Raw genomic sequence first — 23877 nt, 5'->3', positions numbered from 1 at the left:
AGACAGATTGAAGAATACATCCAATGGTACAATCATGAACGTTCAAAAGAAAAATTGAATGGAATGAGTCCAGTAGAATATCGAACTCAATCCATCCAATCAGCTACATAATAAAAACTCTAACTTTTGGGGGTAACCACCAATGTATTTGTAGGCACCTTTTCTTTAGCTTTCTTCTTCTTCATTTTCCTCTTCCATTTCAAAGTAAGTATTCAATATTCTTTTTCCGATTTTATAGTTAATGGTATCTCCTGACTTTAATCCTACTTTTGGAACAATAACTGAAAAAGCTACCTCCGGGTCATCATAGGGAGCATATCCTACTAAGGTTAGATTCTCTGTTTCTGCCTCTATGCGTCCTTCCTTATAAATCATGTGCTGAGCTGTACCTGTTTTTCCAGCCGCAACATAATCTAAACTGTTAAATGTTCCAGATGCCGTTCCATCTGAACCATTGAATACGCGATAAAAGCCATTTTGCACAGCATTAATGTACTCATCATCCATTTCTAGGTGATTAATGATTTCTGGCTTTAATGCTTTGTATACGGGACCTAGTTCACCATCCTCACTCGGGTACCGAATTTCTTTCACTAAGCGTGGCTTAATTCGATAGCCATCATTGGCAATCGTGGATACATATTGAGCCAGCTGTAACGCAGTAAAGGGCTCATATTGTCCAATGGCATAGTCCATGAGCAACCCAGGTGATCCGCCTTCCCCCTCAAGTCCTGTAGCCTCGTATGGCAGGTCAATTCCTGTTTTCACACCTAAACCAAATTGTTTAAAGTAATTTCTCATTTGTCTAAAAGCATCTGGGTTAAAATCTAAGCTAGCATCCTCCACATAGGTGTAATCTCCCCCCATACGCATAGCCACAAAAAACATAAAGACGTTTGATGACTTTTCAAGAGCACTTAAATAATTCACAGGTCCCAGTGTGCTATAGGAACTCTTCCAGTCTGTTTGAGCAATTTTAATCGGACGATCATTGAAAACTGTATTCTTCGTGATTACGCCAGATTGAAATCCAGCTAATACGGTAGCCCCCTTAATAGTAGAACCTGGCAAGTGCGCATCATAAATCGTTCGATAAGATTCATCAGCAAAGTAGGCCGGTTTTTCCTCTGTTGCTCGATGATAACGAACACCTGTTAAAGCTAAGACCTCTCCTGTTTTTGGTTTCATCATCACAACAAGTGCATCTTCAAGGTACTGATTTCGGCCTGGATATTTCCTAATGATTTTTTCTAATTCTTCCTGGGCGATCTGATCCACCTTTTTTTGAAGCTCCATATCAATGGTTAAGACCAAATCCTTTCCCTGTTTACCTTCTTGTAATAGCTCTGTACGAATCACATTATTTTGATTATCGGTTACGTGTCGAATTCGTTCCTTTTGACCTGAAAGAATCGTTTCATATTGCTCCTCTAAGAAGCTTCTTCCCACCCGTTCATTACGGTTGTAATTACGAGTTAAATAAAAGTCAACTTTTTCGCCTAATATGCCTTCTTCATGATCTGTAATCCCACCAATGAAGTTAGCAAAGGTATCACCTTTAACCAAATCACGCTCCCAATCGGTCGTAACATTGATGCCTTGCATCTCACTTAAATGCTCTGCAACCGTAGCATACTCCTCCTTGGTTACACCTTCATTTTTTACCATGTGAGGAGTAAGCTCAATAGCTTGATCTAACTCTCGTTTAATTGCTACGATTTCTTTATCCGCATCTGTTAGGTTATTTAAATCTACATCAGTTATTCGATCCAACACTTCTTTATATTCCTCATCATCATCTAGAGCTGCTTTCTCTTTATCTGTAAGTCTACCAAAAGCTTCTTCCTGATTAGTGAGGATCCAATAATCCTTCATATCTCGCTCCGTAATGTCCTCATCAGATTTTTCTATATACTGAGCCAGCACTTGTGCAACTTCTAAGTTTTGATCAGGTTGAACATTTTTAGGAGGTGTATAGGTGATAGCATATCGAGGAATATTATCAACGACTAAATTGCCATATCGATCATACATCTTCCCCCTTGGAACTGGTATATTGGTCACCGTATCCTCGGTTTCATTTAGCACCTCTTGTGCCTCTTCACCCGTAAGTATTTGCACAACACCTAATTGTATGACAAGTAATGAAAACAGAATAAATATAACAAAGAATAAAATATTAAGACGTAATGGTAAATGTGATTTCTCTTTCGCTTTCCCCTTCAACCTCTCACCCCCCAAAACCATTATTTAACATCATTGTAACATTCTATCAGTTTTCTATCACTAGATTATGAGGTTAAATTTAGATCCTCCAGCAATTTAACCACCAAAAAAAAAGAACCCTAAAAAATAAAGGATTCTTTTCTCATTAATTATTTAATTCAACTAGCTCTATCCACTGATCGGACCAATTTTCAATGGCATTAATAACGGGTTCAAGCTGACGTCCTTTTTCCGTTAGTGAATATTCTACTCGGACAGGAACCTCAGCAAATACCTGGCGCGTGACAATTCCCTCCTCCTCCAATTCCTTTAACCGTTCAGAAAGAAGGCGTCCACTTACAGGTAAAGCAGATTCAATTTCTGTAAATCGCTGCGAACCGAACAGGAGCTGATAAATAATTAATCCTGTCCACCTTTTATTTAACAAATTCATAGCTTTTTCGAATTTAGGGCAGAGTTGTTGATTCATTTTACATTCACCCCTTTTTACCCATTATACCCTCAAATCCTTCGGTTGGAAACCTTATGTACTTAATTCCACTTTTTCAACCTGATGAAGCATAAACAACCTTATCCATTAATGGATAAGGTTGTATGAATTTACTCTTTATGAAAACGTGAGGCTCCGTGGTGTACAGGTCCAACAAACTGGTTTAACTTAAAGGAATGACGTATCGCAGCTGTGATGAATTTTTTCGCTCCATACACAGCCTCTTTTACAGTGGCACCGTAAGCTAATTGAGCTGTAATGGCTGCGGAATAAGAGCATCCGGCTCCATGGGTATATGGTGTATCAATTCGTTCTCCCTCTAAAACATCATAATCGTTCCCATCAAATAAAACATCTACGGCATGCTCGTGCTCAAGCTTTCCTCCACCTTTAATTAAAACATTTTCCGCTCCTAAATCGTGAATTTTTGCTGCCGCTTCTTTTATATCCTCAACGGTCTTTAGAGCCCCCATACCACTTAGTTGGCCAGCTTCATATAAATTTGGTGTAACAATTTTGGCATTTGGTGTTAATACATCACGAAGGGCTTCAGCTAGTTCAGGATAAAGAACCTCATCCGCTCCCTTACAAACCATAACAGGGTCGATGACTACATTCTTCATTCCATTATTTTTGATGGTTTTAGCTGCGATTTCGATTATGTCTACTGTTGGCAGCATACCCGTTTTCATGGCATCTACACCAATACCCTCTGTAATCGTCGTTAGTTGGGCACGAACCGCATCTATATCTATCGGAAATGTATCATGTGACCAGTTGTTATGTGGATTCATGGCCACAATTACTGTTAATGCAGACATTCCATATACTTCATGCTCTTGAAATGTCTTTAAATCTGCCTGAATACCTGCACCTCCACTACTATCAGAACCCGCGATGGTTAAAGCCTTTGGTAATGTCATATCCATAACCCCCATTATTATTAAAACTTCTATATTTATTATGATTAAAAACATTATACATTATTTTTATTTACATTAATAATGGTAAAGTTTCAGAAGAAAAAATAACAAACTGACTCTCAATATAGAGTCAGTCAGTTTCTGGCCGTGAGACTAGCCGCAATAATACTAATCCTAATACTGTATAAAGGATGATGGCAAAAATTGCTCCAAGCTCGAGTACAAAAATGCCACCTACTAAGGTTTCAGGAAAATAAGAATTAAACGGACTCACTAATGGGTCCGTTACACGATAAACCCATTGAACGAAATTAGCATCTGAGGCACTAAATAGCTTACAAACTATCCTCGCCCCGAGCAAAAATTGCATCGTACCAAGTAAGGCATGAACTACAATAGACATAAACCTCTGTCCTCTCATACTACCCCCATCTCGTATAAATTTTCTGTCCCTATAACATATGTATAAAGCACATATTCATGAATCTTTTCATGCACCGAAAAACTACCTTAGATAAAAAAAGATCCTACCCTAAGGTAAGATCTTATACATTACTCTTCCGTTTTACCTTTATGCAATGGAGGAGGAACAAGCCAACCTTTTTCTTTATTTAAACGAAGTAGCTTTCCTCCTAGCTGCGCCTTTTGAGTGTGCATTTGTCCAAATAAGGTCGCTATATCCTCCCGTATAGCCTGACCTATCATTGTACTACACGCCACTAAACCTGCTGCTACATCAGCAGAAAGGGTTGCTGCAACTTCAGGATCGTTTATACGCGCACCAGTAGGTATGTCTTCAAGATTTGCATCTGGCCTTTCAGGTGGTGCTGGAGGTAACCCAACCCCATGTTCCTTTAATAAAGGCTCTAGCTGTTTCAAATCCTGCAGACATAGTTGAAGCGCCTCATCTAATACTTTTTTCAGATCCTTGTCCCCTACATGATTCATCATGGTTTGGTAGGCAGCAACCATACCCTGAGTTGTATAAACTGCTGACCAAACTCCATGAACCTCACCATAATGTAGTGGCTCCTCCTTTGAATTTCCACTTAAAATACCCATTTCCACCCTCCTTCCAATTGGCTACAAGCTTAGAATCTCTCCACTGAAGTAAATTATTCAGAAATTTTGGAAGGGAATTCTAACAAAAGGTTGACAAATCAATAATGAACATGTATTATTTAAAAGATGAACATGATTAATCAGCAATTTCAATTTTGCTTACAAATAATAAATTATGGCGTCCTGTGCCAGGAATGATCTTAATTGTACAGGCGCGATCTAGGAATCGTATGGATGAAAGAGAGGTAGGGCTTTCATTATTTAAGATTTTGAAAAGATTTGATTGAATAAGTCAAAAGATTGATGCGCAGTGATTTTACCGCGGCAAAAAAATTGAAACACTAGTATAGTTGATTAACACAAAAGGTGTAGGAATAACATTTCTACACCTTTTTCTAATTTATGCAACTAATTTTAATCCAACCGTTGACCCAATCACCAAGATTATAAACCCTAACCGTTTCCACTCAGCAGGCTCCTCATAAAAAACCATTCCTACGACTGCAGCGCCTGTTGCGCCAATTCCTGTCCAAATGGCATACGCTGTACTCATAGATAAAGTTTCCATCGCCAAGGTTAAAAATAAAAAGCTTGAACCAAAGCCTCCTATCAACAAAACAAGGGAAAGCCAATTTTGTTGTTTGTGCAGAACATTAATCATTGTAACGCCAATCATTTCAAAGAGTCCTGCTAAGATTAACCAAAACCACGCCATTATTGCTCTGCCCCTTTCCTCTCACTTTCTTTGGTGACCATTTTCAGACCTATAACACCAACTAAAAGGATTCCGATAAGTAAAATTTTCATCCATTGAATCGGTTCCCCGAAAAGAATAATTTCAGAAAGAATAGTCCCTGTCGTCCCTAAACCAACAAAAACAGCATAAGAAGTGCCAACAGGTAATTCTTTTCCCGCCATAATAAGTAAATAAAAACTAACAAAAATAGCCACAGCCGTTCCTGCCCATGACCACATGTCATCAGCATGTTTTAGTCCTATTACCCACATGACTTCAAATATAGCCCCGATCCATACCTTTAACCAAGCCATCTAAACTGCCTCCTAAATAAACGTCAATTCCTATTCGTTGAGAAAAGGTAAAACACACAGCTGCTGAACTAACCCTAATTTTTCCTTTTTAGATAGCTGCTTAATTTCATATTCCCGCTTTAATGCATCAGACTTTGTTAGATGGCCCTCAACATACTCAAGCTTTAGAGGTCCACGTCCTCTCGTATACTTAGCACCTTTACCTTCTCTGTGCAATTTCAAGCGATGTTTTAGTCTATTTGTATAACCCGTATACAGCGTTCCATCTTTACACCTCAAAATATATGTATAATACACAAAAGGGACACTCCTAACATAATACATATCTTCTATTATCTCGAAATTTAATATGAATTACCATTGATTTGAATATTTGTCCCTAACGTAAATAACCCCAAAAGTATATATTCGTACTCCACCTTTTGAGGTTATAAATTTTAAATAATATTCTTTGTAATTTTAACTTTATGGATCCGATTTTCTTCCATCTCAATAATTTCAAAATGCAAATGTTGAAACTCTAATGTATCGCCCTCGGATGGAATATGTCCAAACTCCTTATATAAAAAGCCAGCAATAATATCTTCATCCTCAGGCACTTTCGTATGAAAAACTTCATTTAAACGGCGAATGACCAATTTGCCATGACATATAATGTGTGAATCAGTTAATTCATCAATTAAGACTTCCTCATCATCATCGGTCTCATCCTCTATTTCTTGACCAATCATAGCTTCAATAATATCTTCATGAGTAAGAATACCAGTAGTTCCACCGTATTCATCAATCACAACGGATAAATGCTTTTTTTCTTTAAGCATCATTTTAAACACTTTTTCAATTGAGGTGGTTTCCACGACGAAGAGTGGTTCATTGTCGGTGAAGTGCTCCAGTGGCTCTTCTTTTGAAAATGACCACTTAAGCAACTGTTTGGAATGGAAAACCCCAACAATGTTATCCATGGAATCCTTGTAAACAGGATACCGCGTATAATTATTATTCAAAATAATATCCTGTGTTTCCGAAAAGCTACTATTTGATGGAATCCCAACAATATCGATTCGCGGTGTTGTTAACGCATCTCTTACATCTTTACTATAAAAATCAATAACACCTTTTATACGATAGGACTCTTCATTCTTAAACGTCCCCTCATTTGAAGCTATGTCCATCATTGTCTTGAATTCTTCTTTAGAAAATGAAGCTTGCCCCTTCTCCCCTTTGGAGAGCCACTTAATTACCCATCCAGTGAATTTTGACAGCAAATAAGTAAAAGGCTTTAGGATGACAAGTAATACTCCAATCACGGGAGCGACCAAGTAGGCTAAACGATTAGAAAAAGTAGCTGCAATCGATTTTGGTAAAACCTCGGCAAAGATGATTAACACGACGGTTAAAATCCCTGTGGCTAGTCCCACATTAATCCCGTGTTCAATGGCTACTATCGTGACCAAAGTAGGGAGTAATATATTTGAAATGTTATTTCCAATCAAAATCGCAGTCAGTAATTCATCTGGTTTTGAAATTAAATTCCACAGCTTTACCGATTTCCGTTCATGATTTTCGGCTCCAGCTTTAACCTTCATCTTGTTTACCGCTGTTAGAGCGGTTTCACTGCCTGATAAAAAAAATGAAGTGAAAATGAGTAAGACAATGGCAATCCACATGAGATTGTCCTCCTAAAAAGAGCTTAACCACTACCTTTTAGTATACCGTGTTAAAAAGAGATTTATGATAATGGCCACAGACAATAAAAAGAGATTGACCTTAGTCAATCTCTTGCATGTATTCAATCCTTTTAAGTATTTTATGTGCTGAATCTGAGCCATTCTGCACCATTTTTTGCTTCACTTTTTCTTGCATGGATTTGTCCATGCGTTGGAAAGTAATCAACCCTTTTGTTTCATTGGAAGTCAAGATTCTTCGATACATCCTCGAAACCCGTTTATCTTCCACGTCCATCTAAGGCCTTACTCCTCTCAAAAGTTTATGTTTAACTTCATAGTATGATTTTAACATTTATAGGTTGCATATTCCATTGAAATATTTTTGAACATAATTTGGTAAATGCAAAAGGCACTTCGCCATGAAGTGCCTTTTACTCAACACATTATTTTTTGATAAACATTTGCGTCCAGTAATAACCATTTTTTTCAAGTCCCACACCAATATGGGTGAATTCTGAATTCATTATATTTTTGCGGTGACCTGAACTGTTCATCCAGGAATTCACAACCTCTTCCGGAGTTCGTTGACCCTTCGCAATATTTTCTGCTGCTGATTGGTAATCAATACCGAAGTCCCTCATCATATCAAATGGAGAGCCGTAAGTTGGACTTGTATGGGAAAAGTACCCTTTAGCCTGCATATCTTGAGATTTTTTTCGTGCTACGTTGCTTAGGGAAGTATCAGCTTTAAGTTTTGGTAATCCTTCCTTACTTCTTTCTGCATTTGTTAATTCAACCACTTTTGATTCAAACTCGCTCAGCCCTTGAGTTTGATTGGCTTGTTCTTGCTGTTGATTAGTCTGATTTTGATCTTGTTGTTGGTTTTGCTGTTGTTGCTGTTGTTGAGCTTGTTGGTTTTGATCCTGCTGCTGTTGGATCTGTTGTTGCTGCTGTTGATTTTGTTGCGGAGCTTGCCAATTCTGTTGCATATCCGTTTGCTGCTGTTGTCTATGCTGTTGTTCACGCTCTACACGAATGAACTTATACTTTGCATCCTGGATTTTGATTGGCTGAGTGTGTGGGTAACTCTTACTGTTTTCGCTAGTATTAATACTTGAGATATTATCATCTTGATTTTGCTGTTCTCTTGCGCCTTCTTCGGTGTTACATGCTGCTAATATGAGTAAAAGTAAGCTTATGACACTTACTAATAAACGTTTTTTCATCATGTTGTTTTGCTCCTTTTGTTTATTTTTTTATTATTTTTACACTTATTGAAAAAAGTATAGTTGGTATGTTTTACAAAAGGAGAAAAGGTTTATGAACGACGCACAAAAAACCTTAAAAAATAACTTAAATATTTTAACGGGTCCTGATTACTTGGTTTAAATATCCGTTTACCCAGTTTACCATTCAGCATGCTAACAATATGATCATACTGGTTATTGGACAAGCTTTCCATTACTTGCCTAAGCACCAATGACCTTTCATAGCTTTTACGTAAGGGTTTGGTCAATTCCTCATAAGATCCGTAGCCTAAAATATCATAGGCCGCATAAATACCGGTTAAAATGGAGACAAATTGTCCAAATCCAATAAACGGCATAATTGCTCCGAAATTATTCCCCGTAAAAAAGGTATTTCCAATTCGTGGATGTATACAGGACCCTATGACAAAATTAGTAATTTGAAATTGATCAGTTACAGGCAGGGATTGGTTGGTTTGTGTTTGAACAGTTTGATATAAAGCATCCCAATATTTCTGCTGATCTTCTTCTGTTACTGTAGATAAATTAGGATGGGCTGTAACAAGGTTTGCCTCATGCTCTGAAAATGGCAAAATATAGCCGTAACCCTTTGGCGCATAATTATGGTTTAACCATACCGTGGCTGTATAACGATCAAATTCTCCCCTTACAGTGGCACCTTTTAACGACACAGATAAATTCTTTCTATAATTATGTAATTGCAAGGCATCAGCCGAATCACCAGTAGCTAAAACGACATGAGAAAATTCTTTTGAAATCTCATCGTATGGTGGAGATGAATTAAAGTGAATGTCTGACTTGAGTTGTTCAAGCAGTTGCATTTCAAATGAAAATTGGTGACGTCCACGAATATTAATAAATCCAATATGTTCCTCAATTTTTGCATGTGAATTTTCTGTATGTATATTTAGCTTAGCGATATGGCTGACCGGCTTTAAATCGATATGAAATTCCTCCGTGATATAACGAATGACATCATGTATTGGCCTATTTAATATTGACATAAAGGCCTCGGCATTGATAAATCGGTCTCCTACCTGCCCCATCTTTTCATAAATCGTCGGTTTTAAACCATTTCGTTCAAGTACAATTGCACATGTAAGTCCAGATAAACCCGCACCCATGATTGCAACCTTCATATTATCCCTCTTTTCAAAATAAAGGTTTATAAGCATAAACTACCCTGGATAAATTTTTATATAAATATAACTATTTGAATGGGGATGGTTCAATTAGTAAATAATTGTAAATGTAAGTTATTTACATGAAGGGGAGCGATTAGGTGCAAAACAACACGAGCTACACTTTACATAAGAGTAACTCCCTTACAAGAAATCATATACATTATCAAAGTCCACTTATGGTAGCTTGGTGGTCCATCGCATTCCCGGGCTTTGGTCATTATTTAGTGAATAGCTATTTATGGGGATTCATTTTCATGAGCTTTGAGTATGCTTTAAATACATTCACCCATCTCAACCTGTCAATATATTATTCCATGATTGGGGAATTCCAGTTAGCGAAGCAGGTACTAGATAAGCATTGGCTCCTTCTCTATATTGTGATTTATATTTTCGCAGTATGGGATAGCTATCGCAGAACAGTCGAACTAAACAAAGTAAATCAACTCGCACTTTATGACGTTTCTTATATACCTGCATTTAAACTATCCACCATTGAGGCTAATCTTTTAGATAAGAAAGTGCCGTGGGTAGGGTTGGTTTGGACCATTTTATTACCAAGCGTTGCATATGTCTACCTCCAAAAGTTTTGGTCCTTCATATTTAATGCTATATGGTGGGTGGTTATTCTTTATAATTCCAACCTTTTAATGGGTGTTCACTTATCAGCGGAGGGAAATTTTACAGGAGCCATTGATATTTTAGACCCTCAATGGACCTTGTATTTACCTTCTATATATGGCTTTTCATTATTTTGTGCCTATACGACCATTAATGATAACAATCGGTTGTTTAATTTAAAGCAGACTCAATATTTAAAAGCCAATTATCAACACATGAACTTGGATGGATTATTTTAGCAAAAAACGATTTACCGCCCATGTCTATCGTTAAACGGGGGATTCTTATACTTTCTTAAATAATAAGGAGAACGTAATGCTATGCACGTGATTGCTTCATTCCCATTTTCAACAAATGTAGAACTTGCTTTAAAAAAGTTGGAGGAAAACGGCGTTCTAAAAAATAATATTGTAGCGATTCCATTAAAGTCCATTAAAAACGGTGACCATATTCTCGATACCTTATATCAATCTGATGGCCATGGAACATTGGATCTTGGGTTTATTTTAGGGACCATTTTTATGTTACTCGGTGCCATTTACGGCTTCGTTTTAACATGGGGGCCCATTATTTGGGGATTAATTGGTCTTATTTCAGGCATATCTCTTGGCTTTATTATCCGTTATCTTTACATCAAAAGAAAGAACAAGCTGTATCTTCCAAAAGAGCAGAAAACGGAAGTGATCCTTATTATTCGTTGTTCGGAGCAACAGATCCCTATGATTAATCAAATTCTGATCAATCATCGAGCGATTGGACTTGGAGAATTACAGAAATGACGATTGGAATGCTGAAAATTTAGCTGATTTTGCTGAAGAATTTATTTAAATGCTGAAAAACTGTGTTTTTGCTAAAGTTTTATGTATTACTGTTGAACTTAGAGTAAAAATGCTAAAAAGTAGGCCATTCTCGCTAAAGCAGTAGTAAATAAAGCTAAAGCCAGCAATCCATCTGCTGGCTTCAGTTATTTATGCACTAGCTTTGATGGTTGAACTGCTTTTTTCTCTCCTAGCTATTTTAACTAACACGTAAGCAATTGGAGTATCAATAATAGCGATGATTAATTTAAATAGATACTGCGTCATAATCATACCTAATAGTGCAGAGGTCGGTACAGTGCCTGCAAATGCAATTGTAATAAAGATGCATGTATCAATAAGCTGACTCGTCATTGTAGATACGTTATTTCGAAGCCATAGTTTTTGTACCCCATGCTTTTCTTTTAATCGATGGAAAATGGCGACATCGAAATTCTGGCTAACTAAATAGGATAACAAACTAGCTAGAATTACTCTGAAGCTCCCGCTTAATATCATTTCAAATTCATTCTGGCTCCCAAATAGGGGTGCAGCAGGTAATTGAATAGCAATGAAAATAAAAATAAGCGCTATTAATTGAGTAAAAAAGCCCGCCTGAACGGTTTTCCTTGCAGCCTCTTTTCCATACACCTCTCCAATGACATCTGTGATTAAATAGGTAATAACATAAACAACAACAGCAGCTGGTAATACAAAATCACCTACACTAAATAACTTAACCCCAATAATGTTGGATAGTACGAGCAATCCAACAAATAAAGCATTTAAATAAACAAACAAACTTATTCCTCTCCTTTATCTGGGGAGGATTCTAACTTACCCTCTTTTAACGATTGTCAATTTTTTCAGGATACATATCGTGATTCATCATCCGGTGTTCTGCCATTTTCTCAAATTTTGTACCTGGTCTCCCATAATTACAATAAGGGTCAATGGAAATCCCACCTCGTGGCGTGAACTTACCCCATACCTCAATATAACGAGGATTCATTAAGTCAATTAGGTCGTTCATGATAATGTTCATACTATCTTCATGAAAGTCGCCATGATTACGAAAACTGAACAAATAGAGCTTCAGTGACTTACTCTCCACCATTTTTTCATCTGGAATATAGCTAATGTAAACCGTACCAAAATCAGGCTGGTGTGTTTTGGGACAGAGTGTTGTAAACTCAGGACAATTAAATTTCACATAATAATCCCGGTTTGGATGTTGGTTATCAAATGTTTCTAGCACTTCTGGTGTATAATCAAACGAATATTTCGTATCTTGATTCCCAAGTAAAGATAGGTCTGTTAAACTTTCGTCTTTTCTTCCCGTCATGTTGTAACCTCCCTTTTCTCGTCATTAAAAAAGCCATATCCTAAGGGGATATGGCTTGTATCACGTCATATGTCCTTAGTTTTTTATAGAGGGTTTAAGCTAAGAACCTCTCCCGTGTATTGACGGATATTTCTTTTTCCTTGATAAGTATAAAGTGCTAGCTGAAGTCTGTCAATTAGCTTTTGAGATCCTCTTCTCTCAAAACCCTAAATAATATGGGTTCTTCCTGTTTTTACGTTTCTTATAAATCATGACGGCCAATCCTAAAACAATTAGTAGAGAGCCGAATACGAAACTCAAAGATATATAGTCCAAATTCGATGCTACCCCACCACTAGAGTTGATTTTTTGAGTCTGGCTTGATTTTTTCTCGACAGGCTTTAATTCAACTGAAGATGTCAACTCACCATCCTGTGCAACAAGCTTTAATGTTCCGTTCTTCGCTAATTGCTTTTCCACATGATCTTCATTACTTGAATGTGTGTAGTATACTTTATCTGGGAGTCTATAACCGTGATTATTTACTTGAATAACGGTTCCTCCCTCAAGACTGGAGGTCTCAAAGTTATCAAATCCATAGTCTAATAGATTTTCAGTGTCTTTGTAGGCATTCATTTTGTTTTGGTTTTTTAATGTTACAACGATTAAGCTTAAGTTGTCTCGTGTCGCCGTTGTAGCTAATGTATGTCCTGATTCATTTACGAAACCTGTTTTTCCTCCAGTAATACCTTCATAAGGATTTTCACGCATCAATTTATGATGTGTATATAAGGTTGTATCCCAAGTTTCACCTTTCCATGGTAATACCTCTGTTCCAAAAATTTCACGAAACGTTTCATTTTTCATCGCATATTGCGTAATCACTGCTAAGTCTTTAGCTGTGGTCACATGCTCAGGATTAAAAAGACCGTGGGGGTTTTCAAAATGAGTATTTTTAACCCCAACTTTGTTCTGAAGATACTGGTTAATATCGATAGCAAATTGTTCTACACTTCCGCTAAGATGCTCAGCAATGGCCGCTCCTGCATCATTACCGGAATTTATGAGTAATCCCTGTACAAGCTTTTTTAGTGTCACTTGTTCTCCTTCATCTAAATATACGAGCGTTCCTTCTACATCAACAGCCTCTTCACTCACCGTTACTACATCATTTAAATTACCCGTTTCAATAGCAAAAATAGCAGTTGCAATTTTAGTTAGACTGGCCGGATACAATTGATTTTCTGCATTCTTTTCATAGATTACAGCGCCTGTTTTCGCATCCATAACAATAGCTGCTTGGCTTGTAATAGTTGGAGGACTATCTTCTGTGGAAGCAAAAGCTCTTGGAACGAACAATATAAACATAAGTGTAATAGTTAGTATATAAATTAAAAAATTCTTCATTTTGACACCCGCTTATTTTTTAGTTAAAGAATATAAAACTGAATAGTTATAAACATTCGCTCACCCTACAAAAAAAGTGACAATCGTAACATTGAAGGTATTGTCGAATTGTGACGATTTCTATTATAAAACATTTTGGTATAAAGTGGAGGATTTTTTTGAATTTGTAATAAAAAAACACACCATATAGAGGTGTGTTTTCATTCATTTAATAGGTGATAATACTCTTGTAAGGTAGTAAGTTGCATCTGTTCTGTGACTTTTGGAGTGAAAATCCAATTCATATGTTCAATAATTTGATCGTATAGAGCTTGCAACTGGACTTCCTGTATTGCCATTTCAATATGAACTTGCTTGACATTTGGGTCCTTCATCATTAAGGCAGACATAAAATTATTACTAGCCATCAGTTTTGCAGATGCTTTTGCCTCCAGTATAATGTCTTTCTCCTGCTTTGAAAACTGATGGTAACCCAAGCTTAACTGGATATCATCAAAACGATGAAGCTGAACAGGTTCCTTTTGAGCTGGGTCGATTAGCATAAGCATAACTCGAACGTGATTTCGCAAAACTTGGATATGAGTCGATAGCAAATTTCTTAATTCCATATTCCTTGCTTTTGTATAATAGAGCTTGAACTTATTAATCATACCTTCATGAGTGGTAAGATGTTCGGCCATAATTCCTAAATCCGTTGCTGGCAAACGCATTGAAATCAACCTCCTTACATATTACTGTATGTATAGAGATCTAATAAGGTTCATGACCTAAATCTTGTTACTATTTTCTCTAAGAATGGCTGTATATTTGCATAATCTTCTTTGTTCAGAAGAGATAGCATCCATTCCTTTTCAGCATTAACCCTTTTTATAATCAGTTGAGCCGCTATTGGATGATCCGTTGGGGTGATATATTGAAAAACATCCATGACTTCTCCAACTAATGCTTCAGGTAATGAGGATTCTAGTGTTTTTAAACCTAACTGTGCCCTGTTCGGTTGATAATGGTGTAATAAAACCAAACCCTCCCTAAGTGGATCATAACGTGCCTCAGCATGGATACTGACCATATGTCATTCCCTCGATCTGCTGACTTTTTATACTGAAAAAGAAACCATACGACATCCATCACATCGTCTCGAAATTCATCAGAGGAAAGCATCAAGTTTTGGGTTTTGTGAAACTTCTCAAGGCGATTTTGTGGATCATACAATACTTTAAAATAATCCTTTTCTTTGAAGGTCTTCTCCGTAACCGTAAATAAATCAACATGAAGCATATTCTCATAGACTGCGATGATTTGTGGGGCAATAATGAAAATGTCATCATAGAACAATAAATCCTTATATGCACGTAAATGCGTTAATCGGTTTTGCAAAAAGTGTTCTTCATCTTGTTTTTCAACCAAACAATAAAGGTCAATATCTGAGTACTCATCGTCCTCTCCACGCCCCATGGAACCTTTTAGAAATATCGCCTTCACGAGTGGATCCGTTTTCAAACTTGAAACAATTTCGTTGACGGCCTCATCTTGTATCATTTGCTTCCCACCTCTTCCAAAAAGATATTATTAAAGTGTATAACAATTGGAATCATCTAGACAATAAAAAAATAATTATCAGAATAATCTAAAATTAATGCAAAAATATGGTATACTTAACATATCGTCATCTTTTGAAAGCCTAACACTGGAAATGACTTTTTAGCGGGAAAATTTTATAAAGGAGGCTTCCTATGTATCAATTTAAGGAAAAGCAAAAACTTTTCATTTACACTGGACCTGATGGATCAGGGAGAAAGACGATTGCGCAAATGGTCGCCACGATGTTTGAAATGGTGACGGTTTTATCGTACACCACTCGTCCACCTCGTCATTATGAAACAGATGGGGAAGATTATCACTTTGTGAACGAACAAACCTTTAAAAAGATGGAGAAAAATCAAGAGTTTTTAGAAAGTGTAGAGATTGACGGTTTTTATTATGGAATTCGAGAAGAGGATATCTCCAAGGCATTTACGTCCAACAATCTCGTATATTTGGCCTTAAACCCTGAAGGCACCGAGAAATTAAAACAAATGTATGGAGATAATGTTATTCGTTTCTTTATCTATGCTGATCGGGAAACTGTTCTTTACAGGCAAAAAGAACGACAGGATAGTGAAGAGGATATTAAACGGCATCTTGCTCATTATGATGATACGATGTGTTACAAAGATCAATGTGAACATACCTTTGAAAATTATGATGTACCACAGGTTTCCTTTCAAATCAGTGAGGTTATTGAATCAATATTAGATAGAGATATTATTATTACTGATTACTAAAAAGTAATCAATGCTTTGTGTTATGTAATCCGTACTTACTAATCCATAGTTATAGTTAGAAGTACTATCCCACTTATTTATTTTGACTCCAATTAATCCTCCATTTTCCTAATGACCTCACCTTAAGTACGGACTTTCTTTTATTTTTTCATAAAAAAAGAGAACTGCATAAACAGTCCCCGAATTAAATATATCGCTTCTTGACTTTCTCTCCTTCACAGGTAAACACGGTTCCTCTGCCTTCCACAATCGTCTCCATATGAACTGTACGACCCCATAGCTGATGAATATATGGAAGGGTTCTTTCCAAATAATTAAGATCTAACTCTACCCCTTCATACTGATGCTTCAAATAAAGCTCCCCATTCCGTAAATAATCTCCATTTTCTACAGTAAGATATGGGAACCCTCCATTTACACGCATTGTAATAAGTTGATCTCGAACTTCTGTCCAGTCCTTTTCCACAACCTTGTAGTCTCGACCTTGCTTTTGAAATAAATATAAGTCTTCTTCTTTTACAATATCTAGAGTTAAATAATTGCGAATAAAGGAAATATCCGATTCGATTTCTCGTACTTCAAAAAGCTTTTCTCTTCCGGATCCGGGTTCAACACCCCGTTCTTTCATTTCTTCTGTAGGGTTGTTGTAACGCTCCTCTATATCTTCAAAAATGGTGATGCCTAATCTATAAGGGTTGATTGATGTGCTTGACGGGGCGATGACACCAGAATGTAGTTTAGCGAATTCAATGGTATCCTCAGTGGTTAAATCCATCTCGCGTAAAATACGGGAGTGCCAATACGAAGCCCAGCCTTCATTCATGATTTTCGTTTCCAATTGTGGCCAGAAATAAAGCATCTCCTCGCGCATCATGGTCATAATATCGCGCTGCCAGTCTTCTAGTTCGCGGCTATGGTTTTGAATAAATAGGAGGAGGTCCTTCTCAGGTTGGGCAGGAAATTTTTTCTTCGATTGAGGTTGTGAAGCATTGTCTTTTTCTTCATCATCTAAGTTTAATAAATCATCATATTCACTTGTTACAGATCGTCTCGGTTTTACAATTGGCTCGATTACTTCTTCCTCTTTTTCTTCCCATTTCATTAGGGATGGATCAATGTGTTCCTGAATGGCTAAGATGGCATCTAAAAATTTTTCAACTTCATTTTTTCCATAATGCTTCTCATATTCTTGAATTCTGTCAGCTGTTGCTGCCATGCTTTCTACCATATCTCCGCCTGTATTACGGAATCGTAGGTTATTCTTAAAAAAATCACTATGAGCGAGAACGTGCGCCACGATAAGCTTATTTTGAATGAGGCTATTGGAATTTAGTAAAAATGCATAACATGGATTGGAATTAATGACTAATTCATAAATCTTACTCAGACCAAGCTCTTCTTGAAGCTTCATTTTATGAAATTGTTTACCGAAACTCCAATGTGAAAAGCGAGTTGGCATTCCATAGGCACCAAATGTATAAATGATATCGGATGGACAGATTTCGTAGCGCATTGGATAAAAATCGAGCCCAAACCCTTCCGCAATTTCGGTAATCTCATCAATTGCCCGTTCCAAATTCCCCTGTATGCTATTTGCCATAAGCTTAAATCTCTCCCCTTAATTTCGGTGTTACAAACCCGCATTTACAACACACAAGTGTAATACACCGATTTTTTGGTATTATATATTATATGTGGAAAACACCTGAGGATTTCAAAAAAATTCAACTTGCCTTAATGTTTATTTTGGGAGAATGGGTACGTTCGAGATCGCTATCTTCCTCTAAAATGGCTGTACATTGAGGACATCGGGTAGCTCGGTTGGGGATATCAGTTGTACAATATGGACAGGATTTCTTTAAGATGGAGTCAGATGGAAGGTTCCGTAGTTTATGATTTGTTTTATGGTTACAAATGCAGCAAAAGCAATCACGGTAAAGTGAAGAATGTTATTGGCAAACTCCCCATAATTAATGGTGACGGCCCCTGCTTCCTTTGCCTGCTGTAGTGAATCAAATTCTTTGTTGGAAAGGTTAATGTACATATTTGAAATATCTACGTTGCCAAGCATCTTTCCAATTGGAGGGAGAATGATATCTGTTACTAAGGAATCCACAATATTACCAAATGCTGTCCCAAGCAGCACACCCGCCCCCATATCGTATCGAAAACACCCTTTCGTCTAATACAAACATATGTAGAAAGTGCTAGGCTATTCCCATAATATATAGCCAAAGCCTGTTATAAAAAAACGAAGGGCAATTTGCCCTTCGTTAATATTTATTAACGGTCTGTATTGGTTGGGAAGATACGATTAAACACGTCTCCCATTTCTTCAAATAATCCTTCCATAGGTTCACCGTTTTCGAGCTGATCTGCATAATCTCCAGCTTGGTTAAAGAAGTTAGGGTTTGCAGATACAAACACATCGTCTATATCCTCATCCGTTGCTTTTACAGCTCTAGAAATGCGTTGCTTAAGGTCATTGGTTAAATCTTCATTGTTGTTATTTTCATTTAATGTTACAGCCACATACGCATTCTCGTTTCCAGCAAAAACATACGCTTCATCAACTTCATTAACTTCATCGGTAATACGATCTGCTGCTTTTTCGGCTACGTCGTATTGGTTATGATTATTGTTGCCATCATTGGTATTTCTAGTTAAACCATCATTGTTATGACCATTTAACCCTCTGTTGTTATTTTCATCACGGACATTTGTTGCACCATTGTTGTTACCATCGTTGGTGTTAAAGCGCCCATTAATATTATCTTGATTCCCGTTATCAACACCTAAATTCTCGGCATTGTTGTAACGAGGACCCATATCATTACGGTCATTTCGTTCACGGTTAGGGGCTATATCGGTTGTATTGTTGTACCTGACGGGTTCAAGGCCATTATTATCCCCATTCATTAAACCTTCCTCATTTCCACCTTGACAACCAACAAGTGTTACGGCTGTGATTAAAGATGCACCAATTAACCTTACTTTGTTCATTGGCAATGCCTCCTTTGTAGGTGGTTCCTTATTATTATTTGATGCTATTCGTCGTTTATTCAGCCAGGAATTTACCAATCAAAGGAGGCATTATTCATTGGATTCATAACCAAAAAAGGCCATGTAAGTGTCGTGATACTTTGAGTCATACTAAAGGTGAACCCTTAAGATCAAGGGGGCATTTGAAGTGAATATGGTGGATTATGATAAAGCGATGTACTTTACATTATGGGGGCAATGGGATGATTTGCTCGTCTTAATGGTTCGAACTGAGGACGACATTTTATCCAAAAAGATTGAAACATTTTTACACGCTTACCATTATGGATACGATGAACAAACCGTTGTAGGATCCCATCACAATTTGATTCATTATTTAGAGCATGCGATTACACAGGACACACCTGTTTATTATGTTTAACTGGAAGAGGGGGCTTTTCCCCTCTTCATTTATTTTTCTAGGTACTTAACTGCAAATAAAGCCGCTTGAGTTCGATCTTGAACCTCAAGCTTCGATAAAATATTGGAAACATGGGTTTTTACCGTTTTTTCGGTAATGTATAAATCCTCTGCAATTAGCTTATTATTTTTTCCATTAACCATTTCCTTTAACACATCTAATTCGCGTTTCGTTAACTCCCTAAGCTTTGCTTTTTCCTCTTCTTCCTCACTTCTGGAAACATGACGAAAAAGATGTGATGCGGCCTTTTCGTCAACCATATTTTCCCCATTTTTCACTTTTCGAATCGCCTCTGCTAAATTTTCAGGATCGGCATCCTTTAATTGATAGCCACTTGCACCTGCTTTTATAGCGGGAATTACGGAATTATAATCAGAAAAACTCGTTAGCATTAATACTTTTACATTTGGAAATTTTTCATGAATTTTTTGCGTTGCCTCAATCCCATCCATTCTAGGCATCTGTACATCCATGAGAACGATATCTACAGCTTTTTTATCCGTTAAAAAAGATAAGACCTCCTCACCATTTCCAGCCTCTCCGACAATCTCAATATCTGACTGGGTTTGAAAAAAATAAATTAACCCTTTCCGGACGACCTGGTGATCATCTGCAATTAACACTCTTATGCTCAACTTCTCCTCCCCCTGTCCTAGTGCCCTTCACATCTTTTAGGTGATGGTATAAAAACATCAATCGTGGTACCTTTTTGAGGTACGCTTTTGATTTTAACTCTCCCGTCATACAAAGTGGCTCTCTCCTGCATACCATTTAACCCGTAGGTATGAAAGTCTCTCCATCTTTCTTGATCAAAGCCAATGCCATGATCTCCAATAATTAGTGTAAACCCTTGCTCATTTCTTTTTAAAGTCAAATAAATATCCTGTACTCCTGCATGCTTCTTTACATTGTGAATGGCTTCTTGACCAATCCGGTACAACGTTTCCTCAATGGAATAAGGAATGGAATTACTCCCCTCTGCATGAATGTGAGGGTCCAGGTGCACCTTCTCGGCATATTCAACAAGACCTGTGAGTAAGCCTTTTTCCAGTCCGGTAGGTTTTTGCCCAGCTATAAGGGACCTCATTTCCTGTAACGCCTGAGAGGAAAGGTTATAAATATCCTTTATTGGCTCCTCATTTTCCTCAGCTGACCGTGTATATCTAGCCGCCTGTGCGGTTAGAACAATGGAATAAAGCAACTGACTAACAGAATCATGCAAATCCTGTGCTAGGCTCGCTCTTTCCTGCATTCTAGCCATCATCGTTTCTTTTTCTCTCACCAAAAAATCTCGATATGTAATCGCAATGTGGCTTACAACCAGTTGTAACACCTCATGCTCGATATCTGTTAGTGGATGTTGTGGTGTATAGAGTAATTTCCCGTCAATTTTGGGAATGTTCACTACAGTTTGTTGTTCCACGTCAGGTTCTCCAAATTGATATTCATATTCACCGATGTGGATCTGCACAGCCTTAAAGGGATACATGTTCATAAGCTCCTGGACAATCATTTTTAAAAAGGAATGAATGCCTCTTATTTGTCGTAATTGTTGAACAAACTGATTCAACTCTTCTAAGAGCCTAACACGTAACTCTTCACGCTCATACTGCTCAATTCTACGTAAGGCCGTTCCGATTTGATATGCCACTGATTCTAGCAGTTTTAATTCGTCTGGCTCATATTCTGTCCGCTCTGGAGCAGCGACATTAAAAATTCCGTAGCTCTTTTCTGGGGTATCAAGGGGAACTGTAGCATGATGGGTAAGGCGGTTTGTATCGTATTGCCCTTCCTGAATAGCCGCATTCAGGCGCTTGCACTCAATAATATTCGTCGCCTTCGTTAAAGAACCCGCAAAATACCTAGACATACAATAGCAATCCTGACTACACATAGGCGCCTTTTCGTTAACGGACAGTGCTTCTGGTAGTCCCTCATCAGCTGCTAGCTTCAGCACACCATTTTTACGAATAAAAATCCAACCTGCTTCAAAATGAGTAATTTGAATAAACTGCTTTAAAACAGACTGTAGCATTTCCTGTTGATTGACCGACTCATTTAGCGTTTCGGCAATTGTTTTTAACGTCTCCAGTTTAAACTGTTCATCAAGCATACAACCACAACTTTCTGAAAGTTTCTTAACCTAAATATTATACTTTAAAGGGGGGATTTCCTGCTTGTTGTGATGAAAAAGGGCTGAGAAGTGATGTTGGGATGAAATAATGCCAAAAAACTATTCAGTTTAATGATAGTGTAATTCGGTCAGTTCCTTATGGATTCATTTCAACGCGGCAGTTAATCACGTCGTCAGCCACTGTGAACACGTCAGCTTTGTTATTATTTCTGTCTCATGCCCATGATCCAGACATTTTCATCAATATTCACGTCACTCATCCGTAAAATTCGGTCAAATCCACACCCAATCATGTCACATCGCCATCTATTTATGCAATAAAAAAAGCTGCCCCACCAACGGGACAGCCTCTCTGTTAAGTTCTTGGATAATCCTGCGCAAATGGATGCAGGTGTAACTCATCAATCATCATATGCTTTGGCGCACGAGCCATATATGTAACAGCATTAGCGATGTCCTTTACCTTCAACCAATCCTTTTTAGAAGGATCACCCTGCTTACTATCCGCAAAATAGGTATCCACCATACCCGGATTGACTGTTCCTACTCGAATCCCGTGTTCACGTACTTCTTGGCTAATCGCTCCCATAAAGCCTTGTACTGCATACTTAGTTGCTGTGTAGAGAGCCCCATTTGGAATGGTATACCTAGCCACATCAGATGAAATGGTAATGATTGTTCCAAATTTAGCTTTCTTCATTATTGGTACGACGGCTTTAGTAAATAAAAATACGCCCTGTACATTGACGTCAAAGGTTTTTCTCCACTCTTCCACCGTTACATCTTCCACAGGCTTAAATAAGCCAATTCCAGCATTGTTTACTAAGATGTCGACACTTCCGTAGGCGTTATTGGTGGCTTGGACGACTTCCTCGACGGCTTTTTCCTTTGCCACATCCACCTGAAAGGAGAGCACATCCTCATATCCTTCTGCGTGCAACTCTTCCTTCGTTTTATGAATTTGATCTGAGCTTCCCAATATGGAAAGCTTAACACCTTCGTTGGCTAATTGTTTGGCTATTTCCTTTCCAATTCCTCTAGAAGCACCTGTAATAATGGCTGACTGACCTGTTAGCATTCAAAACCACTCCTTGTAAAATGCTTTGTTGGTTTAATTATTAGCTAAAATTGTAATGGATAAAACTTTTGTTCACGAAACTGTATGATTGCTAGCTGAACTTATTATCTCATTTCGGCCTGGATCAGTTCATCCGCTGTTTTAAAATTTTCACTAGCTCTTGATGATTATGATCTAAACGAAGATTTTGCTCAATATCATTTAACCGGTCCAGCTGATCATGAAAGATCAGCTCTCCCTGCTGAAAAACCATCGCCTTCTCACAAAGACGATTGATAACATCCCAGTCATGACTGATGATTAAGAGCGTCTTTCCGGCATGGTGTAACGATGTTAACCATTGAATCAAATCATCCTTAGCAGCTAAATCAACTCCAGCAGTAGGCTCATCAAGTAACAAAATATCGGGATTATGTAGCATGCCCACACATACATTTACTTTTCGCTTCCAGCCACCAGATAATTCCTTTACTTTTTGGTGCTCAACAGAATGTAGGTCCAAGGATGCCATCATGTTTTGTACATAGTCATCCGAAACACTTAGCTGGACTGCACTTTTCCAAAAGGATAGCTGCTCTTTTACGGTAAAATCCTCAAACAATGCGATATCTTGAGGGATGTAACCGACCTGTTTACGAAAGGCTTTCACACTTTTTTCAATTGGATTGCCTTTATATAGAATCCTCCCTGTATCAGGTTTGATAATTGTAGCAATAAGCTTTATAAACGTTGATTTGCCTGCCCCATTCGGCCCCACAATACCAATGGATTCTCCCTGATTAATTTGTGTCGAGACACTCTTTAAGATGTGTTTCTTCTTTATTTCTTTACCGACTTGATCTAACAAAATCATGTAGATCCC

30 protein-coding genes and 1 riboswitch are annotated in these 23877 nt (G+C 37.7%); of the genes, 5 read left to right on the top strand and 25 right to left on the bottom strand.

All coding sequences use genetic code 11. The annotated features are described in order from the left end of the window. Nucleotides 1–111 (top strand): IS3 family transposase (locus tag GH754_RS11155; protein ID WP_153728781.1); only part of this gene is annotated, 111 nt, incomplete at its 5' end. 54 nt (nt 112–165) lie between these two features. On the opposite strand, the gene GH754_RS11150 is transcribed toward GH754_RS11155, so the two are convergent. From GH754_RS11150 to GH754_RS11095, 12 genes are all read right to left on the bottom strand, one after another. Further along, complete coding sequence (locus GH754_RS11150) at nt 166–2226, bottom strand: peptidoglycan D,D-transpeptidase FtsI family protein (RefSeq protein ID WP_228550235.1); 2061 nt, start codon at nt 2224–2226, stop codon at nt 166–168. 145 nt (nt 2227–2371) lie between these two features. Continuing rightward, a complete protein-coding gene (locus tag GH754_RS11145; RefSeq protein ID WP_153728779.1) occupies nt 2372–2695 on the bottom strand; it encodes a winged helix-turn-helix transcriptional regulator in 324 nt (107 codons plus the stop codon). Between the two features lie 131 nt (nt 2696–2826). Next, nucleotides 2827–3639: a bifunctional hydroxymethylpyrimidine kinase/phosphomethylpyrimidine kinase gene (locus GH754_RS11140; protein WP_153728778.1), complete on the bottom strand. Its 813-nt coding sequence runs from the start codon at nt 3637–3639 to the stop codon at nt 2827–2829. Nucleotides 3640–3769: 130 nt separating this feature from the next. Continuing rightward, nucleotides 3770–4042, bottom strand: coding sequence for a YggT family protein (locus tag GH754_RS11135; protein WP_194841333.1), 273 nt, complete (start codon nt 4040–4042; stop codon nt 3770–3772). Between the two features lie 149 nt (nt 4043–4191). After that, entirely contained in the window at nt 4192–4701 is a 510-nt protein-coding gene (locus GH754_RS11130; protein WP_153728776.1) for a DUF3231 family protein, read from the bottom strand. Nucleotides 4702–5101: 400 nt separating this feature from the next. Further along, nucleotides 5102–5416 (bottom strand): DMT family transporter, encoded by a 315-nt coding sequence (locus GH754_RS11125; RefSeq protein WP_153728775.1) that lies wholly within the window; start codon nt 5414–5416, stop codon nt 5102–5104. Beyond that, on the bottom strand, nt 5416–5751 hold the full coding sequence (locus tag GH754_RS11120; protein ID WP_153728774.1) for a DMT family transporter: 336 nt from the start codon (nt 5749–5751) through the stop codon (nt 5416–5418). Before GH754_RS11120 ends, GH754_RS11125 begins: the two co-directional genes overlap by 1 nt. Before the next feature lie 30 nt (nt 5752–5781). Then, nucleotides 5782–6075, bottom strand: a complete 294-nt coding sequence (locus GH754_RS11115; RefSeq protein WP_153728773.1) for a GIY-YIG nuclease family protein — start codon at nt 6073–6075, stop codon at nt 5782–5784. Nucleotides 6076–6188: 113 nt separating this feature from the next. After that, entirely contained in the window at nt 6189–7418 is a 1230-nt protein-coding gene (locus GH754_RS11110; RefSeq protein ID WP_153728772.1) for a hemolysin family protein, read from the bottom strand. Between the two features lie 100 nt (nt 7419–7518). Further along, nucleotides 7519–7713 (bottom strand): hypothetical protein, encoded by a 195-nt coding sequence (locus GH754_RS11105; RefSeq protein WP_153728771.1) that lies wholly within the window; start codon nt 7711–7713, stop codon nt 7519–7521. A gap of 148 nt (nt 7714–7861) precedes the next feature. Further along, nucleotides 7862–8647, bottom strand: coding sequence for a CAP domain-containing protein (locus tag GH754_RS11100; RefSeq protein WP_153728770.1), 786 nt, complete (start codon nt 8645–8647; stop codon nt 7862–7864). A gap of 89 nt (nt 8648–8736) precedes the next feature. Beyond that, complete coding sequence (locus GH754_RS11095; protein ID WP_153728769.1) at nt 8737–9825, bottom strand: NAD(P)-binding protein; 1089 nt, start codon at nt 9823–9825, stop codon at nt 8737–8739. A 143-nt stretch (nt 9826–9968) separates the two neighbouring features. Here GH754_RS11095 and GH754_RS11090 point away from each other — a divergent pair, with 143 nt between their 5' ends. Further along, nucleotides 9969–10727: a hypothetical protein gene (locus GH754_RS11090; protein WP_153728768.1), complete on the top strand. Its 759-nt coding sequence runs from the start codon at nt 9969–9971 to the stop codon at nt 10725–10727. Nucleotides 10728–10808: 81 nt separating this feature from the next. Then, on the top strand, nt 10809–11267 hold the full coding sequence (locus GH754_RS11085) for a hypothetical protein (RefSeq protein ID WP_153728767.1): 459 nt from the start codon (nt 10809–10811) through the stop codon (nt 11265–11267). A 189-nt stretch (nt 11268–11456) separates the two neighbouring features. Here GH754_RS11085 and GH754_RS11080 read toward each other — a convergent pair whose 3' ends face one another. From GH754_RS11080 to GH754_RS11060, 6 genes are all read right to left on the bottom strand, one after another. Continuing rightward, on the bottom strand, nt 11457–12086 hold the full coding sequence (locus tag GH754_RS11080) for a queuosine precursor transporter (RefSeq protein ID WP_153728766.1): 630 nt from the start codon (nt 12084–12086) through the stop codon (nt 11457–11459). A gap of 46 nt (nt 12087–12132) precedes the next feature. Next, entirely contained in the window at nt 12133–12630 is a 498-nt protein-coding gene (gene queF / locus GH754_RS11075) for a preQ(1) synthase (RefSeq protein ID WP_153728765.1), read from the bottom strand. Nucleotides 12631–12699: 69 nt separating this feature from the next. Continuing rightward, nucleotides 12700–12746: riboswitch (PreQ1 riboswitch) on the bottom strand. Between the two features lie 82 nt (nt 12747–12828). After that, entirely contained in the window at nt 12829–14016 is a 1188-nt protein-coding gene (locus GH754_RS11070; RefSeq protein WP_153728764.1) for a D-alanyl-D-alanine carboxypeptidase family protein, read from the bottom strand. A 200-nt stretch (nt 14017–14216) separates the two neighbouring features. Further along, a complete protein-coding gene (locus GH754_RS11065) occupies nt 14217–14726 on the bottom strand; it encodes a spore coat protein (protein ID WP_153728763.1) in 510 nt (169 codons plus the stop codon). A 50-nt stretch (nt 14727–14776) separates the two neighbouring features. Next, nucleotides 14777–15037, bottom strand: coding sequence for a hypothetical protein (locus GH754_RS19685; RefSeq protein WP_228550234.1), 261 nt, complete (start codon nt 15035–15037; stop codon nt 14777–14779). Further along, nucleotides 14995–15555, bottom strand: a complete 561-nt coding sequence (locus GH754_RS11060) for a nucleotidyltransferase domain-containing protein (RefSeq protein WP_228550233.1) — start codon at nt 15553–15555, stop codon at nt 14995–14997. The genes GH754_RS19685 and GH754_RS11060 overlap by 43 nt, the downstream gene beginning before the upstream one ends. A 194-nt stretch (nt 15556–15749) precedes the next feature. On the opposite strand from GH754_RS11060, the gene GH754_RS11055 reads away from it, so the two are divergent. Continuing rightward, nucleotides 15750–16340 carry a guanylate kinase gene (locus tag GH754_RS11055; RefSeq protein WP_153728762.1) on the top strand — a complete coding sequence of 197 codons (591 nt, stop codon included), beginning with the start codon at nt 15750–15752 and terminating at the stop codon, nt 16338–16340. Between the two features lie 184 nt (nt 16341–16524). On the opposite strand, the gene GH754_RS11050 is transcribed toward GH754_RS11055, so the two are convergent. The 3 genes from GH754_RS11050 to GH754_RS11040 all read right to left on the bottom strand — a co-directional run bounded on the left by GH754_RS11050 (nt 16525) and on the right by GH754_RS11040 (nt 19343). After that, a complete protein-coding gene (locus tag GH754_RS11050) occupies nt 16525–17940 on the bottom strand; it encodes a SpoVR family protein (protein ID WP_153728761.1) in 1416 nt (471 codons plus the stop codon). A gap of 258 nt (nt 17941–18198) precedes the next feature. Continuing rightward, the gene (locus GH754_RS11045) at nt 18199–18486 is read right to left on the bottom strand and encodes an MscL family protein (protein WP_323741978.1); all 288 of its coding nucleotides are present in this window, start codon (nt 18484–18486) and stop codon (nt 18199–18201) included. A 137-nt stretch (nt 18487–18623) separates the two neighbouring features. Then, nucleotides 18624–19343, bottom strand: coding sequence for a YhcN/YlaJ family sporulation lipoprotein (locus tag GH754_RS11040; protein ID WP_153728760.1), 720 nt, complete (start codon nt 19341–19343; stop codon nt 18624–18626). A 187-nt stretch (nt 19344–19530) separates the two neighbouring features. Here GH754_RS11040 and GH754_RS11035 point away from each other — a divergent pair, with 187 nt between their 5' ends. Then, nucleotides 19531–19764 carry a YhdB family protein gene (locus GH754_RS11035; protein ID WP_323741977.1) on the top strand — a complete coding sequence of 78 codons (234 nt, stop codon included), beginning with the start codon at nt 19531–19533 and terminating at the stop codon, nt 19762–19764. Nucleotides 19765–19793: 29 nt separating this feature from the next. Here the strand turns inward: GH754_RS11035 and GH754_RS11030 are convergent, their stop codons facing one another. The 4 genes from GH754_RS11030 to GH754_RS11015 all read right to left on the bottom strand — a co-directional run bounded on the left by GH754_RS11030 (nt 19794) and on the right by GH754_RS11015 (nt 23868). Further along, nucleotides 19794–20438, bottom strand: a complete 645-nt coding sequence (locus GH754_RS11030; RefSeq protein WP_153728759.1) for a response regulator transcription factor — start codon at nt 20436–20438, stop codon at nt 19794–19796. Nucleotides 20439–20455: 17 nt separating this feature from the next. Continuing rightward, a complete protein-coding gene (locus GH754_RS11025) occupies nt 20456–21916 on the bottom strand; it encodes a GAF domain-containing sensor histidine kinase (RefSeq protein ID WP_153728758.1) in 1461 nt (486 codons plus the stop codon). Between the two features lie 376 nt (nt 21917–22292). After that, nucleotides 22293–23015: an SDR family oxidoreductase gene (locus GH754_RS11020; protein ID WP_153728757.1), complete on the bottom strand. Its 723-nt coding sequence runs from the start codon at nt 23013–23015 to the stop codon at nt 22293–22295. A gap of 124 nt (nt 23016–23139) precedes the next feature. Then, complete coding sequence (locus GH754_RS11015; RefSeq protein WP_153728756.1) at nt 23140–23868, bottom strand: ABC transporter ATP-binding protein; 729 nt, start codon at nt 23866–23868, stop codon at nt 23140–23142. Nucleotides 23869–23877 lie beyond the last annotated feature (9 nt).

Source organism: Salinibacillus xinjiangensis (assembly GCF_009649735.1).
In the GTDB taxonomy this organism is placed as follows: domain Bacteria; phylum Bacillota; class Bacilli; order Bacillales; family Alkalibacillaceae; genus Salinibacillus; species Salinibacillus xinjiangensis.
Note: the sequence above shows the minus strand (reverse complement) of the source record. Positions and strands in the feature narration are given on the sequence as shown.

Bases quoted from the DNA above. Each gene is read 5' to 3' on its own strand.
- GH754_RS11145 (WP_153728779.1), bottom strand. From the start codon at position 2,695: ATGAATCAACAACTCTGCCCTAAATTCGAAAAAGCTATGAATTTGTTA.
- GH754_RS11140 (WP_153728778.1), bottom strand. From the start codon at position 3,639: ATGACATTACCAAAGGCTTTAACCATCGCGGGTTCTGATAGTAGTGGA.
- GH754_RS11135 (WP_194841333.1), bottom strand. From the start codon at position 4,042: ATGTCTATTGTAGTTCATGCCTTACTTGGTACGATGCAATTTTTGCTC.
- GH754_RS11130 (WP_153728776.1), bottom strand. From the start codon at position 4,701: ATGGGTATTTTAAGTGGAAATTCAAAGGAGGAGCCACTACATTATGGT.
- GH754_RS11125 (WP_153728775.1), bottom strand. From the start codon at position 5,416: ATGGCGTGGTTTTGGTTAATCTTAGCAGGACTCTTTGAAATGATTGGC.
- GH754_RS11120 (WP_153728774.1), bottom strand. From the start codon at position 5,751: ATGGCTTGGTTAAAGGTATGGATCGGGGCTATATTTGAAGTCATGTGG.
- GH754_RS11115 (WP_153728773.1), bottom strand. From the start codon at position 6,075: ATGTATTATGTTAGGAGTGTCCCTTTTGTGTATTATACATATATTTTG.
- GH754_RS11110 (WP_153728772.1), bottom strand. From the start codon at position 7,418: ATGTGGATTGCCATTGTCTTACTCATTTTCACTTCATTTTTTTTATCA.
- GH754_RS11105 (WP_153728771.1), bottom strand. From the start codon at position 7,713: ATGGACGTGGAAGATAAACGGGTTTCGAGGATGTATCGAAGAATCTTG.
- GH754_RS11100 (WP_153728770.1), bottom strand. From the start codon at position 8,647: ATGATGAAAAAACGTTTATTAGTAAGTGTCATAAGCTTACTTTTACTC.
- GH754_RS11095 (WP_153728769.1), bottom strand. From the start codon at position 9,825: ATGAAGGTTGCAATCATGGGTGCGGGTTTATCTGGACTTACATGTGCA.
- GH754_RS11085 (WP_153728767.1), top strand. From the start codon at position 10,809: ATGCACGTGATTGCTTCATTCCCATTTTCAACAAATGTAGAACTTGCT.
- queF (WP_153728765.1), bottom strand. From the start codon at position 12,630: ATGACGGGAAGAAAAGACGAAAGTTTAACAGACCTATCTTTACTTGGG.
- GH754_RS11070 (WP_153728764.1), bottom strand. From the start codon at position 14,016: ATGAAGAATTTTTTAATTTATATACTAACTATTACACTTATGTTTATA.
- GH754_RS11065 (WP_153728763.1), bottom strand. From the start codon at position 14,726: ATGCGTTTGCCAGCAACGGATTTAGGAATTATGGCCGAACATCTTACC.
- GH754_RS11060 (WP_228550233.1), bottom strand. From the start codon at position 15,555: ATGATACAAGATGAGGCCGTCAACGAAATTGTTTCAAGTTTGAAAACG.
- GH754_RS11055 (WP_153728762.1), top strand. From the start codon at position 15,750: ATGTATCAATTTAAGGAAAAGCAAAAACTTTTCATTTACACTGGACCT.
- GH754_RS11050 (WP_153728761.1), bottom strand. From the start codon at position 17,940: ATGGCAAATAGCATACAGGGGAATTTGGAACGGGCAATTGATGAGATT.
- GH754_RS11040 (WP_153728760.1), bottom strand. From the start codon at position 19,343: ATGAACAAAGTAAGGTTAATTGGTGCATCTTTAATCACAGCCGTAACA.
- GH754_RS11025 (WP_153728758.1), bottom strand. From the start codon at position 21,916: ATGCTTGATGAACAGTTTAAACTGGAGACGTTAAAAACAATTGCCGAA.
- GH754_RS11020 (WP_153728757.1), bottom strand. From the start codon at position 23,015: ATGCTAACAGGTCAGTCAGCCATTATTACAGGTGCTTCTAGAGGAATT.
- GH754_RS11015 (WP_153728756.1), bottom strand. From the start codon at position 23,868: ATGATTTTGTTAGATCAAGTCGGTAAAGAAATAAAGAAGAAACACATC.